This window comes from Klebsiella sp. WP4-W18-ESBL-05 (assembly GCF_014169075.1).
GTDB classification, from domain to species: domain Bacteria; phylum Pseudomonadota; class Gammaproteobacteria; order Enterobacterales; family Enterobacteriaceae; genus Kluyvera; species Kluyvera ascorbata_B.
This window is the reverse complement of the sequence record NZ_AP022057.1, coordinates 4,570,639-4,583,887: the sequence shown is the minus strand read 5'-3', so window position 1 is coordinate 4,583,887 and position 13,249 is coordinate 4,570,639. Positions and strand designations below refer to the sequence as shown.

Below are 13,249 nucleotides of genomic sequence, written 5' to 3'. Positions count from 1 at the left end.
TGCCGCAATGTAGCACATGGAGATGACGCTTAGCTGGCAGTGGATGTTCCACCACGCAGACGCACGAATGATAAAAACTCTCAGGGGATGTTTTCTATGTCTACGCCTTCAGCGCGTACCGGCGGTTCATTAGACGCCTGGTTTAAAATTTCTGCTCGTGGTAGCTCCGTTCGTCAGGAGATTGTCGCCGGTCTGACGACCTTCCTGGCGATGGTTTACTCGGTGATCGTCGTGCCGGGTATGCTGGGCAAAGCGGGCTTTCCGCCCGCGGCCGTCTTTGTGGCGACCTGCCTGGTAGCCGGTGTCGGCTCTATCGTGATGGGGCTGTGGGCGAACCTGCCTTTAGCCATTGGCTGCGCCATTTCACTGACCGCCTTCACCGCCTTCAGCCTGGTGCTGGGCCAGCACATCAGCGTGCCGGTAGCCCTGGGCGCCGTGTTCCTGATGGGCGTGCTGTTTACCATTATCTCAGCTTCCGGTATTCGTAGCTGGATTTTGCGCAATCTGCCGCAGGGCATTGCGCACGGCACGGGCATCGGTATCGGCCTGTTCCTGCTGCTGATCGCCGCTAACGGCGTGGGCATGGTGGTGAAAAACCCACTGGACGGCCTGCCGGTGGCGCTGGGCCAGTTCAACAGCTTCCCGGTGGTGATGACGCTGGTGGGTCTGGCGATGATCATCGGGCTGGAAAAACTCAAGGTCCCGGGCGGCATTCTGCTGACCATTATCGGGGTGTCTATCGTCGGCCTGATTTTCGATCCGAACGTGCACTTCTCTGGCGTCTTCGCTATGCCGTCGCTGAGCGATGACAACGGCAACTCGCTGATCGGCAGCCTGGATATCATGGGCGCGCTGAACCCGGTCGTTCTGCCAAGCGTGCTGGCGCTGGTGATGACGGCGGTATTCGACGCTACCGGCACCATCCGCGCGGTAGCCGGGCAGGCAAACCTGCTGGATAAAGACGGTCAGATCATCAACGGCGGTAAAGCGCTGACTACCGACTCCCTGAGCAGCGTGTTCTCGGCGGTCGTGGGTGCCGCACCGGCGGCGGTGTATATCGAATCTGCTGCGGGTACCGCGGCAGGCGGTAAAACGGGCCTGACGGCCATTACCGTCGGCGTTCTGTTCCTGCTGATTCTGTTCCTGTCCCCGCTGTCCTACCTTGTTCCGGGCTATGCTACGGCACCGGCGCTGATGTACGTTGGCCTGCTGATGCTGAGCAACGTGGCGCGCATCGACTTCAACGACTTCGTTGACGCCATGTCCGGTCTGATCACCGCGGTGATGATTGTGCTGACCTGTAACATCGTTACCGGCATTATGATCGGCTTCGCGACGCTGGTCGTAGGCCGCGTGGTATCCGGCGAATGGCGTAAACTGAATATCGGTACCGTGCTTATCGCCGTCGCGCTGGTGGTTTTCTACGCAGGCGGCTGGGCTATCTAAGTCTATTCTGGTCTCTCAAGAACCCGCCGGCTGGCGGGTTTTTTTTTGTTCACCCCCGTCGAACTACGGGTCTGGACTTTTTTTCTCTTTTCGGCCACTTCTCGTTTCCTTTTGCGTTACTCTGATACGCGTATGATTAGAAGCACGACGCTTCATGCTTTGAATAATAAGACAACGCTGTAAACAGGGAACGCATGGAAATATTCTTTACCATACTTATCATGACCCTCGTGGTTTCGCTCTCCGGGGTGGTTACGCGCGTACTGCCCTTCCAGGTCCCACTTCCTTTAATGCAAATCCTCATCGGTGCGCTACTGGCCTGGCCGACCTTTGGTTTGCACGTTGAATTCGATCCTGAGCTGTTTCTGGTGCTGTTTATCCCGCCGTTGCTGTTTGCCGACGGCTGGAAGACACCGACCCGCGAGTTTATCGAACACGGCAGGGAGATCCTCGGCCTGGCGCTGGCGTTAGTGCTGGTGACGGTGGTCGGGATTGGCTTCCTGATCTACTGGATTGTCCCTGGCATTCCGCTGATTCCGGCGTTTGCGCTGGCGGCGGTGCTGTCGCCAACCGATGCGGTGGCGCTTTCCGGCATCGTGGGCGAAGGGCGTATTCCGAAAAAAATTATGGGCATACTACAGGGCGAGGCGTTGATGAACGACGCTTCTGGCCTGGTGTCGCTGAAGTTTGCCGTGGCGGTCGCGATGGGCACCATGGTCTTTACCGTTGGCGGGGCCACGGTAGAGTTCCTCAAGGTGGCGATCGGCGGTATCCTGGCGGGCTTCGTGGTGAGCTGGCTGTACGGCCGCTCAATGCGCTTTCTCAGCCGCTGGGGCGGCGATGAGCCTGCCACGCAGATTGTCCTGCTGTTCCTGCTACCGTTTGCTTCTTACCTGATTGCTGAACATATCGGCGTCTCCGGCATTCTGGCGGCGGTCGCCGCCGGGATGACCATCACCCGCTCCGGCGTAATGCGTACCGCACCCCTGGCCATGCGCCTGCGCGCCAACAGTACGTGGTCGATGCTCGAGTTTGTGTTCAACGGCATGGTATTCCTGCTGTTGGGTCTGCAGCTGCCGGACATCCTGCACAGCTCGCTGGTGGCTGCGGAAGCCGACCCGAACGTGGAAACGTGGATGCTGTTTACCGACATTATCCTGATCTACGCGGCGCTGATGTTGGTGCGTTTTGGCTGGCTATGGACGATGCGTAAGCTCAGCCAGCGCTTCCTGAAAAAGAAACCGTTGGAGTTCGGCTCCTGGACCACGCGCGAACTGCTGATCTCTTCTGTTGCCGGGGTGCGCGGGGCGATTACGCTTGCCGGTGTTCTCTCTATTCCGCTGCTGCTGCCGAGCGGCGACGTGTTCCCGGCGCGCTATGAGCTGATTTTCCTCGCAGCCGGGGTCATTCTGTTTTCGCTGTTTGTCGGCGTCGTGGCGCTGCCGATTCTGCTGCGTCATATCGAATCCACCGATCATGTCCAGCAGCGTAATGAAGAGCGTCTGGCGCGCGCGGCAACGGCCGATGTGGCGATTGTCGCTATTCAGAAAATGGAAGAGCGTCTGGCGGCGGATGCCAACGAGAACATTGATAACCAGCTGCTTACTGAAGTCAGTTCAAGGGTCATTGGTAATCTGCGCCGTCGGGCCGACGGGCGTAATGATGTGGAGACGTCGATGCTGGAAGAACAGCTGGAACGCCGTTTCCGCCTCGCGGCGCTGCGCTCGGAGCGCGGGGAGCTGTACCACCTGCGTGCGACAAGGCAGATCAGCAATGAGACGCTACAGAAGCTGCTGCACGATCTCGACCTGCTGGAAGCGCTGTTGATAGAAGACGCGTAATACGGATAAAGCGTGCGCTGTTGTGTTCCCTCTCCCTTAAAAAGGGAGAGGGAACACACCGCGCCTGAACTTCTACTCCGGCACCTTAAACCCCTCACAGCACTTCAGCCACGCCTGGGCGCTGTGAGACAAATAGACACCTTCCCGCCAAATCATTCCCAACTGCCAACGCAAATCGCTCTCCAGCGGCAGCCAGCGCAGGGTTTTCTCATCAAGCCTGCGGCAAATCGGCTCCGGCAGAATCGCCACGCCGACGCCCGCCTGCACCATCGCGGCGAGAAAATCCCACTGACCGCTGCGCACCGCAATACGCGGCTTCACGTTGTGACGGGCAAACAGCTGCATCAGCTGGCGGCTCAGGGCGAAATCTTCGTTGTAGATCAGCAAAGGATGGGCGGCGAGCTGCTGCGGCGACACCGAGGTTTGCTCCAGCCAGTCGCCGGAGCGCGGTACCAGCACGCAAAGTGGGTGGCTGAACAAGAGCCGTGTGGTCAGCGCGCTCTCTTCTTCTACCGGCAGCGCCGTCATGGCCAGGTCCAGTTCGCCGTTCATCACCGCCTGTTGCACGGTTAAGCCGCCGAATTCGGCGATTTTTAGCTCAACGCCGGGGTAGCGCTGACGAAACAGACCAATCGGCCCGGCCATCAGCATGCCTACCATTGGCGGAATGCCGAGACGCAGCACGCCTTTGTTAAGATGATTAATGTCGCTGAGCTCGGCTTCCAACTGGCGAAACTCATCGAGAATCGCCAGCCCGCGCTCGAACACCACTTGTCCGGTATCGGTCATCAGCAGTTTGCGCCCATCGCGAATCAGCAGAGTACAGTTCAGCTCATCTTCCAGATTTTTGAGCATCTTGCTGATCGTCGGTTGCGTGACAAAGAGCTTCTCTGCGGCGCGGGTAAAGCTCTGCTGGCGAACGACTTCGACAAAGTAGCGCAGCGTTCTAATGTCCATGATTATGCCTCTAAACTATGCTACCGATGAGTTTAATTCATTTCTGTCATCATCGTTGCCTCACTATACTGTGCGCCTGTGATTTTTTCTGGACATCCCTCCATGGCTGAGGCCTTAGGGCGCGTTGTGCCCTCCGTGTTAAACCGTCTGCAGGTGCCGGTACAGGTTGTGCTGTACGCAGGACTGTTTGTTTTTGCTGAATATCTGGTGCGCTGGTGGCATCTGCCGCTGCCCGCCAACCTGGTGGGTATGATGCTGCTGCTGGCGCTGATTGTCTGCCACGTGGTGCCGCTGAAGTGGGTGCGTGCCGGGTCGCGCTGGCTACTGGCGGAGATGCTGCTGTTTTTCGTGCCGGCGGTTGTGGCGGTGGTGAATTACGCTCAGCTGCTGATGGTCGACGGCTGGCGTATTTTTCTTGTCATCGCGCTGAGCACGATGATGGTGCTAGGGGCGACCGCGTGGGTGGTCGATAAGGTTTATCGCTACGAACTGAAGCGGATGCGCCATGAGTAACTTTCAGCTGAGCGTGTTATGCCTGGTGATTACCCTGGTACTTTACTTTGCCAATAAGCGCCTGTATCGCCGCTTTCGTAAGCTGCCGCTGATGCCGCTGGTGCTCACGCCGGTACTGCTGGTGCTGATGTTGGTGTTTGGTCATATCTCCTACCAGAACTACATGGGCGAGGCGCACTGGCTGCTGTGGCTGCTGGGGCCGGCGACCATCGCGTTTGCGGTGCCGGTGTACGATAATCTGGCGATTATCAAACGCCACTGGATGTCGCTTTCCGCCGGGGTGGTGACGGCAACGGTGGTGGCGGTGACCAGTTCCGTGTGGCTGGCGCGGCTGTTTACGCTGTCGGATGAAATTCAGCGCAGCCTGGCGGTGCGTTCAATCACCACGCCGTTTGCGCTGGCGGCGGCGAAATCGCTCGGTGGCCAGCCGGAGCTGGTGGCACTGTTTGTCGTTGTGACCGGCGTATTTGGTATGGCGATTGGCGACGTCCTTTTTCTGCGGCTCGCGATTCGCGAAGGAATGGCCAAAGGGGCCGGATTTGGCGCGGCATCGCACGGCGCCGGTACGGCGCGATCCTATGAGCTTGGCCCGCAGGAAGGGGTTGTGGCAAGCCTGGTGATGATGCTTTCCGGCGTGGTGATGGTGTTGGTTGCTCCGCTGGTTGGCTGGATTATGTTCTAGGCCTCGGTGGTGAATTTTGCCGGGTGGCGCGTACGCTTACCCGGCCTACATTCGACGTGGTAGGCCGGGTAAGCGCGGCACCATCAGGCTCCGCGGTTCAAACGCCGAACGATACGCTCCACCTGCTGGCGGAAATCGGCGGCCACCTGAGCAGGCGTTTGATTGCCCTGATCGAGCTTCTCGCGTGCGGACATGAACTGATCGACAACCTGTAAATCTTCAATATACGGCGTGGCGACAACCGTCGTCGGCAGCGCCTGAGCCTGGCGTAGTCCCGCCACCACCGGATCGTTCGGGTCAATAACCCCTTGTTGTGTTAGCAACGTTTCTGCTGCTTTGCTGAGCGGAATACCGCGCTCCAGCCCCAGCGCTGCAATAGACTGCGGGTCATTAAGCAGGAAATTGACCAGCATGGCGGCCTCTTTTGGATGGCGGGTCGATTTGGCCACTGAGAACATTTGCGCCGTTTTAAAGTAGACGCCGGATTCGGTTGTGCCAGGCTGCATAACGTAATCCCCCAGCACCAGATGGGCAGGGGGCGTCAGGTTATTGATGTACATGCGGATGGAGATATTCCAGGTGAACGTGCCGCCCCATTCTCCGGCAATCCATGGCTTCATTTCATACAGATTGCCTTTGCCGTATGACGAAAGCTTCTTGGGCGAAGGCACCACCCGATCGTCGCTCAGGCGCTTCACAAAGCTAAACGCTTCGGCCCACTGCGCGTCATCCCAGGTAAACTTGCCGTCGTTATCGAACATCGGCTTTTGGTATTTCTGCATCATGTAGGCGTTCAACAGCAAAATAACGTCCTGGTCGACCATGGCATACGGGTAGTAGTTGTCGCCCAGCTTTTGCTGGAACACTTTTCCGGCGGCAAACAGCTCATCCCAGGTTTTCGGATAGGCCAGCCCGGCCTTTTTCCAGGAGACGTCGTTGTAGTAAAAGACCGGCGCGTTGACCGAGATAGGCAGGCCGTTAAGTTTGCCTTTCACGGTCGTGGACTGCAGATCTTTCGCCTGATACTGGCTTAAATCGAGTTGGTCTTTCAGTTTGTTAAGATCGTAATAGCCTTCGCCATTTTTGGAGAAAATAATCAGCCACGGCCAGTTGGTCTGCATCACGTCCGGCTCGGTGCCGCTTGCGATTTGTGTGGTCAAGCGTGAGAGATGGCCGTCCCAGCCGGTGTATTCGGCCTTTACTTTGATATCGGGGTATTTTTTCTCGAAGGCCTCGAGCGCCTTGAGGGTGGCCTGGTGGCGGCTGTTGCCCCCCCACCACGACATACGCAGTTCAACGGGCTGCTGGGCCCAGGTAGCGGTACAGGAAAATAACAGCGATGCGATAACACCTGAAACGAGTTTATTCATTATTGTCTCCGGGACAGAGCCAGAAATCATGTTATTAAACAGGTGAGTAACTGCAAAATACTGACCGGTCGCTCCGGCGCGGTACGGGCCGCGCCGGAATGAAACGCTTAGCGTTTCGCCAGACGGGAAACCAGCTCAAACTCCTTAAAGTTCACCGGGCGCTGCTGCTGCATGGAGATGTTGCCCGCAATACCGGTGAGGATGGACATGGCCCCCGCGCGATGGTCGGCTGCGCGCTGTAATGGGTCATTGCCCGGCTCGCCGAACAGGTCGGCCAGCATGGCGTTATCGCCGCCGCCGTGGCCGCCTTCGCCCAGGCTGAACTCGGCTTTCCACGGTTCGGCAAACATCGGGAACACGGTGATATCACACTGTTCCAGGCTGCCTTCGTTCTCGCGTTTACCACCGGCGTTAACGTAGGATTTCTCGACGATTTTCATCTCCAGACGGCCTTCGGTACCGTTGAAGACCACGTTCAACCCTTCCCACGGCAGGTAGGCGTTCAGTGAATAGGTGAGCTGCACCTGGTTCTGATACTTCACCAGCACCGACATGGTGTCTTCGATGGTGATGCCGTCGCTGAACACGCTCTGATCGCGGAAGTAGTTATCTTCATGCTCGGCGTCGAGGTACAGCGCCTTCAGCTGAGCGTTGTCCGCCATGTTGAGTGCAAACGGATCATCTTTGGCCTCCGCGTAGCCGTGGGTGCGAGGATAGAACTGGGTTACGCCGCGTTTTTCGGCGTTCTCTTTGCCGTAAAATTGCAGGCTGCCTTCGGCGTAAACGCGCTCAGGGTAGCTCGCTAGCCAGAAGTTCATCAGGTCGAAATGATGGGTGGATTTATGCACCAGCAGGCCGCCGCTGTTGCGTTTTTCGCGGTGCCAACGGCGGAAGTAGTCTGCGCCGTGTTCGGTGTTGAGCAGCCACTCGAAGTGCACCGAGGTCACGTTGCCAATCACGCCCTGCATCAGCAGTTCGCGCACTTTGCTATGGTGTGGCGCGTAGCGGTAGTTGAACGCTACGCGGACGGAATGCCCGGTCTCTTCAATCGCGTCGAGAATACGCAGCGCGCGCTTTTCATCGATGGTCATCGGCTTTTCGGTGATCACGTCGCAGCCCGCATGCAGCGCGCGGACGATGTAATCATCGTGGGTGCGGTCCATGGTGGTGACGATGATGATATCCGGACGCGTTTCGCGGATCATCTCTTCAAACTGTGCCGCTTTCCAGGTCGAAACCGGCTCGGCGCCTTCTTTTTGCAACAGTTGGTTGGCGTAGTTCATGCGCGTCTGATTGGTATCGCAAAAGGCGACCATTTTCGCATTCTCACGCCACTGTCCGCCAATGGCGGAAATATACAGACCCGCACGACCCCCGGTACCGACCAGCGCATATTTTTTCATGACATCCTCGATTATGATAAGCACATATTTATTTGCAGGGTGAGGGCGATGAAACGTATTCCACATCAGCTGATGGAGCTGAATAGCACTTTTATCTGGAACTGGCCCTGGTTTATTCAGGGTGTTAAAAGTGCGAAACAGCATGGTTTCACCGGTATCATCCTGCACCAACAGGAACTGCTTTCTATTCTGGCTACGCCCTCGCCGTTGAGTCAGAAGCTGAACGTCGAGAACCTTATTCATCAACAAAATTACGCGTTGCAGTATTTAAAACGCGTCGATCGTTATCTGGCGGAAAATAATCTCTCCTTCTGGCTTCAGGGTGAGGCCGCGCCGACGGACGACATCATCAAGCGTAAATTCCCGGAATTAACGTTCGACGAAAAAAGCTCACCGGATTTCTGGCCACATTTTTATGCGGCAATATTTTCCCCGCTTCTTCCGGCGCTACCGCATCTCAGCGGCGTGGTGCTTGGCCTGACGACGCCAGCCTTCCAGACCGCGGGCTGGCAGCAGGGGCTTTACAGCGTCTGGAGCCAGCTGCGCAGCCACGGTAAAAAGCTGGTGCTGCGCGACTTTATTGATGACAGCTGGCCGCGCCAGCAGCTGGCGACGGTGCTCTCCGCGCTGCCGGATGACGTTCGTGCCGCCGTCAAAGCCACCGAAATTGACTACCATCCTGGTTTTGCTAACCATCCGCACATCGTCGGGCTGCCCGGCCACAAAAAGTGGATCGAATACGATCTGGTCGGCACTGGCTACGGCTGGACGGCGCTACCGTGCTACCTGGCCGATGAAATCAGCGGTCGTCTGAGCTGGGCCATCAGCGCCACCGGCAACGAAGTGGAGGCGATTACCTCCCGCGTGAGCTGGCAGTGGATGCCCGACAGCCGGGTCATGGACTCGGCAAACAGCATCAATTTGATTGGCCTGATGGCCGCGAACCAGGTCACGGACGGCGCGACGGCGTCGGTGTTCGACCGCTGGGTCGAGCAACGACAGCTGCGCTTTCGCACGCCGCAGGACCGGCAGCGGCTGGCGGCGTTGTTTCCTTCCAGCTACGACTGGCTGTGTAAAACGCCCAACCTGCTGGGCCGCCGCCTGCATTATCAGAGCCAGGTACCGGACGGTATTTCCCAGGCGCAGCAGGTGCTACATATGGACACCCGCAGCGCCAACTGGCTTCAGGCCTGGCAGCCGCTGATTCCGGCTGACGATCTGCCATTAGGCCAGGAGCAGCGCCAGCTGATTAGCCTTGAAAAGGAAGCCGCCTGCTTCCTTGCTGCCAACGCGGTGCAGACGCTGCGTGAGCTACTGCCACGCATAACCTGCCCTGACGATTCGCTGGAGATTTTGCACGCCGCCTGGCGCAATGCGGAAATCTACAGCCAGATGTTCTCCCGGGTAGCCGGGGCCACCGTTGACCTGCTTTGGCGCGACCGCTACGGCGATAACGCGCTGCCTGCCGATACGCTGCGCCAGCATCAAAACCAGCTTTTGCACTATGTCGACACGCTGGAACGCTGGCTAACGTCGCCGCCCGCGGGCAGCCCTCTGTTTTTGCCGCTGCTGTTAAGCCCTCAACGCCTGGCCCGCTTTGCGCGCAGCCTGACCGAGTCCGAATGAGCTAAGCATAAAAAGTGAGACCTGAAATGTCGCGCGTCGGCGGCATGCTCAGGCCGCGTTATGGCGCATCGACGATGAAAATGAGGTACTGGTCACAGAGATTAAAAATTTAAAGTGATCATCGTCATTCTTTTTTATAAAGCAATCGTGATGCTTATCACCTGCTGCGGTGAATAATGTGATCTTATGCAAGATGAATCTTAAGGGATAAATAGGATGGAGTTGAGCATGAAAATATATTGAGTATTAATTATTTATTAAATAAATAGGTATTAAATATTTACCTTCTTATTTTTCTGTTTTTGTCGCGAGTCACGGATTTCAATATTCATAACTTATCTACTACCTGCGCTTTATTTATCTTTCCGCCCGCCCTTCGCCTATAAAGGAATATTGCATGCTCAGCTTCGATGATAAATTACTGCGTGATATTGATTATCAAATTCAACAAATAAAAATGGCGATCTATACGCCGGTGTGTGAATTAACGGTAAATGGATTTTTGACGCCAGAACCGGTGCCTTTTGCCCGGCGTGAACAGGGCGAGCCGCATGAATTTCACCTCGGAGAACGCTGGGGAGCGCTGTGGGACTGTGCATGGGTGAACGTGCGCGGCGTGGTGCCGGACGGTGTGAAGGTGGAAGAGGCGGTGGTGCTGTTCGACTGCGGCGGCGAAGCGCTGGTGGTGGCGAGCGATGGCACGCCGCTGCGGGGGCTGACCAACGTCGACTCCACCTTTGAGCCCAGTCTTGGCCAGGCGGGGAAAGTGGTGTTGCCGCTGGAGGGGCGGCGAGAGGTCGATCTGTGGCTGGATCTGGCCTGTAACGATCTCTTTGGATCGCTGCGCAGCGGCGTGCTGGCACAGGCGCATATTGCCACCTGCAATGCGGCTTTGCGCGATCTTTACTACGATGCCTGGGTGTTGGCCGATCTGCTGGGCTGTCTGGATCGCGCTTGCGCCCGCTTCAAGCGCGTGTTGTCCTGCCTGAGCGAGGCGCTTAACGGTCTGTCCCGCTACGATGATGAAGCGATTGCGGCCTGCCGGCGGGCGCTGGCGGTAGAGCTAAATAAGCGTGGCGGCGATCCGACGGTCAGCGTGGTGGGGATCGGCCATGCGCATATCGATCTTGCCTGGCTATGGCCGATCCGGGAAACCAAACGCAAGGGCGCGCGCACCTTCGCGACGGCGTTGGCACAGCTAGCCGACGATCCGGACTACCATTTTGGCGCCAGCCAGCCGCAGCTGTTTCAGTGGGTGAAGGAGGGCTACCCGCAGCTGTATGCGCGCGTGCAGCGTCAGGTGCGAGAAGGGCGTTTTGAGATTCAGGGCGACATGTGGGTAGAGGCGGATACGAACGTGCCCAGCGGTGAGTCGCTGGTGCGTCAGTTTCTCTACGGGCGCCAGTTCTTTCAGCGTGAATTTGGCCAGACGACGCGGATGCTCTGGCTGCCCGATGTGTTTGGCTACAATGCCAACCTACCGCAGATTATGCGCAAGTCTGGCGTTGACTACTTTATGACGCAGAAGCTGTCGTGGAATGAGCATAACGCCTTTCCCCACCATACGTTTATCTGGCACGGAATTGACGGCAGCAGCGTGCTGGCGCATATGCTGCCGGAAGAGACCTACAACGGCCCAGCCGCGCCGCGTAGCATTCGGCGTATTGAAACGGCCTACCGTGAAGCGGCCGTTTGCGACCAGGCGCTGATGCTGTTTGGTATTGGCGACGGCGGCGGGGGCCCTGGCGAAGAGCATCTGGCGCGGCTGCGGCGAATCAAAAACCTCAGCGGTATCGCGCCGGTGAAGCAGGGCTACGCGATCGACTTCTTCCAGCATATTGCCCAGCGCTGCGAGCGCTATCCGCATTACCACGGCGAGCTGTATCTGGAGAAGCATCAGGGCACGCTGACAACGCAGGCGCGCAACAAGTGGTTTAACCGTAAGCTGGAAAATGCGCTGCGCGAGCTGGAGTTTGTCGCCAGCCGCCGCTGGCTGCACGATGAAACGGCGTACCCAACGGCGCAGCTTGAGGCTATCTGGCAAGAAGCGCTGTTGTACCAGTTCCACGATATTCTGCCGGGCTCATCCATCAAGCGCGTGTACGACGAATCTGTCGCCCGCTATGAGGCGCTGCTGGCGCAGGTGGAACAATTCATCGGCGATGGCCTTGCGCGCGCAGGCGAGCGGCCCGATGCGTTCGTCATTCATAATCTGAGCGGTTTCGATCGCGAAGAGTGGCTGATGCTGGCGGGCCAGCCCGCACGCGTGGCGGTACCGGCATTTGGTTATCGGATCGTTGAACCCACCGTGTCTGCGGCGCTTCCGCAGGCGGTGGCGCAGCCGCAGCGGCTGGAAAACGATCTGCTGTGCGTTGAGTTTAATGCGCAGGGGCATATCGTGGCGCTGGTGGACAAGCAGGCCGGCCGCTCGCTGCTGCAACCTGGCACCGTCGGCAACCGGCTGGCGGTGTATGACGACATCTGCGGCGACTGCTGGGATATCGACATTACCTACCGTCAGCGTGAACCGGCGTGCTTTGAGATGATCGCGACCTCGGCCCGACGCGAAGGCGCAGCCGCCGTTGTTGAGCAGTACTATCGCTATGGTCGCTCGACGCTGACGCAGAAAATCAGCCTGCAACCCGGCAGCAAACGGCTGACCTTTGAAACCGTCGTGGACTGGCATGAACGCGAGAAAATGCTGCGCACCGCCTTTGCGGTGAACGTGCTGAGTGAACGGGTAAGCTGTGACATTCAGTTTGGCAAAATTCGCCGCAGCGCCAGGGTCAATAACGTTTATGACGCGGCGCAGTTTGAGATTTGTGCCCATAAGTGGATTGACTACTCGCAGCCGGATTACGGAGTGGCGCTGCTGAACGACAGTAAATACGGGCACTACGCCAAAGACGGCGTGCTGGATCTCAATCTGCTGCGCTCGCAGCTCTACCCGGGCGTCAACGCCGATGCCGGCGAGCATCGTTTTTCCTATGCGCTGTTCCCACACTGCGGCGATGAAGTGGTGGGGGCAGTAAACCGCGAGGCGTATTTATTCAACAACCCGCTGCGGGTGTATCAGGGTGCTGCGCGGCCGCAGGAGGCCGAAGAGGGCGCATCGTTTGTGGCCTGCGACTCGCCGCATGTGTGCCTGGAGACGGTCAAAAAAGCGGAAAACGTCCGCGCGCTGGTGCTGCGTGCCTATGAGTTTGACGGCGTGCAGGCGGCGGCAACGCTCCGGTTACCGGCGGGCGTGACGTGCTGCTACCTTGCCAACCTGATGGAAGAGGTGGAAGAGGAGATCGCGGTCGTCGAGGGAAGCGTGACGCTGATGTTTACGCCGTTTGAGATTAAAACGCTGCTGCTGATGTTGCCGTAAGGCAGCGAATCACGCGGACTGCGGCATCAACCCTCTCC

The 13,249-nt window shown here is 57.9% G+C and carries 9 protein-coding genes; 6 read left to right on the top strand and 3 right to left on the bottom strand.

The features are described 5' to 3' along the window. Positions 1-96 precede the first annotated feature (96 nt). Together H7R58_RS21865 and H7R58_RS21860 are read left to right on the top strand one after the other, a co-directional pair. Positions 97-1,446, top strand: coding sequence for an NCS2 family permease (locus tag H7R58_RS21865; protein WP_106928531.1), 1,350 nt, complete (start codon positions 97-99; stop codon positions 1,444-1,446). 194 nt (positions 1,447-1,640) lie between these two features. Further along, positions 1,641-3,287, top strand: coding sequence for a Na+/H+ antiporter (locus H7R58_RS21860; RefSeq protein WP_106928529.1), 1,647 nt, complete (start codon positions 1,641-1,643; stop codon positions 3,285-3,287). 72 nt (positions 3,288-3,359) lie between these two features. Here the strand turns inward: H7R58_RS21860 and H7R58_RS21855 are convergent, their stop codons facing one another. Continuing rightward, positions 3,360-4,244, bottom strand: a complete 885-nt coding sequence (locus H7R58_RS21855) for a LysR family transcriptional regulator (RefSeq protein ID WP_106928527.1) — start codon at positions 4,242-4,244, stop codon at positions 3,360-3,362. A 102-nt stretch (positions 4,245-4,346) separates the two neighbouring features. On the opposite strand from H7R58_RS21855, the gene H7R58_RS21850 reads away from it, so the two are divergent. Together H7R58_RS21850 and H7R58_RS21845 are read left to right on the top strand one after the other, a co-directional pair. Beyond that, positions 4,347-4,757, top strand: coding sequence for a CidA/LrgA family protein (locus H7R58_RS21850; protein WP_106928525.1), 411 nt, complete (start codon positions 4,347-4,349; stop codon positions 4,755-4,757). Beyond that, positions 4,750-5,439, top strand: coding sequence for an LrgB family protein (locus H7R58_RS21845; protein WP_106928524.1), 690 nt, complete (start codon positions 4,750-4,752; stop codon positions 5,437-5,439). The genes H7R58_RS21850 and H7R58_RS21845 overlap by 8 nt, the downstream gene beginning before the upstream one ends. A gap of 83 nt (positions 5,440-5,522) precedes the next feature. Here H7R58_RS21845 and H7R58_RS21840 read toward each other — a convergent pair whose 3' ends face one another. Beyond that, positions 5,523-6,812: an ABC transporter substrate-binding protein gene (locus tag H7R58_RS21840; RefSeq protein ID WP_374956748.1), complete on the bottom strand. Its 1,290-nt coding sequence runs from the start codon at positions 6,810-6,812 to the stop codon at positions 5,523-5,525. Between the two features lie 104 nt (positions 6,813-6,916). Next, positions 6,917-8,212 (bottom strand): Gfo/Idh/MocA family protein, encoded by a 1,296-nt coding sequence (locus tag H7R58_RS21835; protein ID WP_106928520.1) that lies wholly within the window; start codon positions 8,210-8,212, stop codon positions 6,917-6,919. A gap of 48 nt (positions 8,213-8,260) precedes the next feature. Here H7R58_RS21835 and H7R58_RS21830 point away from each other — a divergent pair, with 48 nt between their 5' ends. Next, positions 8,261-9,838 (top strand): hypothetical protein, encoded by a 1,578-nt coding sequence (locus tag H7R58_RS21830; RefSeq protein ID WP_182929635.1) that lies wholly within the window; start codon positions 8,261-8,263, stop codon positions 9,836-9,838. A gap of 397 nt (positions 9,839-10,235) precedes the next feature. Continuing rightward, positions 10,236-13,211 (top strand): alpha-mannosidase, encoded by a 2,976-nt coding sequence (locus tag H7R58_RS21825; RefSeq protein WP_182929634.1) that lies wholly within the window; start codon positions 10,236-10,238, stop codon positions 13,209-13,211. Positions 13,212-13,249: the final 38 nt, after the last annotated feature.

Coding starts and splice junctions, on each gene's coding strand:
- H7R58_RS21830 (WP_182929635.1), top strand. CDS start 8,261: ATGAAACGTATTCCACATCAGCTGATGGAGCTGAATAGCACTTTTATC.
- H7R58_RS21825 (WP_182929634.1), top strand. CDS start 10,236: ATGCTCAGCTTCGATGATAAATTACTGCGTGATATTGATTATCAAATT.
- H7R58_RS21835 (WP_106928520.1), bottom strand. CDS start 8,212: ATGAAAAAATATGCGCTGGTCGGTACCGGGGGTCGTGCGGGTCTGTAT.
- H7R58_RS21850 (WP_106928525.1), top strand. CDS start 4,347: ATGGCTGAGGCCTTAGGGCGCGTTGTGCCCTCCGTGTTAAACCGTCTG.
- H7R58_RS21860 (WP_106928529.1), top strand. CDS start 1,641: ATGGAAATATTCTTTACCATACTTATCATGACCCTCGTGGTTTCGCTC.
- H7R58_RS21865 (WP_106928531.1), top strand. CDS start 97: ATGTCTACGCCTTCAGCGCGTACCGGCGGTTCATTAGACGCCTGGTTT.
- H7R58_RS21855 (WP_106928527.1), bottom strand. CDS start 4,244: ATGGACATTAGAACGCTGCGCTACTTTGTCGAAGTCGTTCGCCAGCAG.
- H7R58_RS21845 (WP_106928524.1), top strand. CDS start 4,750: ATGAGTAACTTTCAGCTGAGCGTGTTATGCCTGGTGATTACCCTGGTA.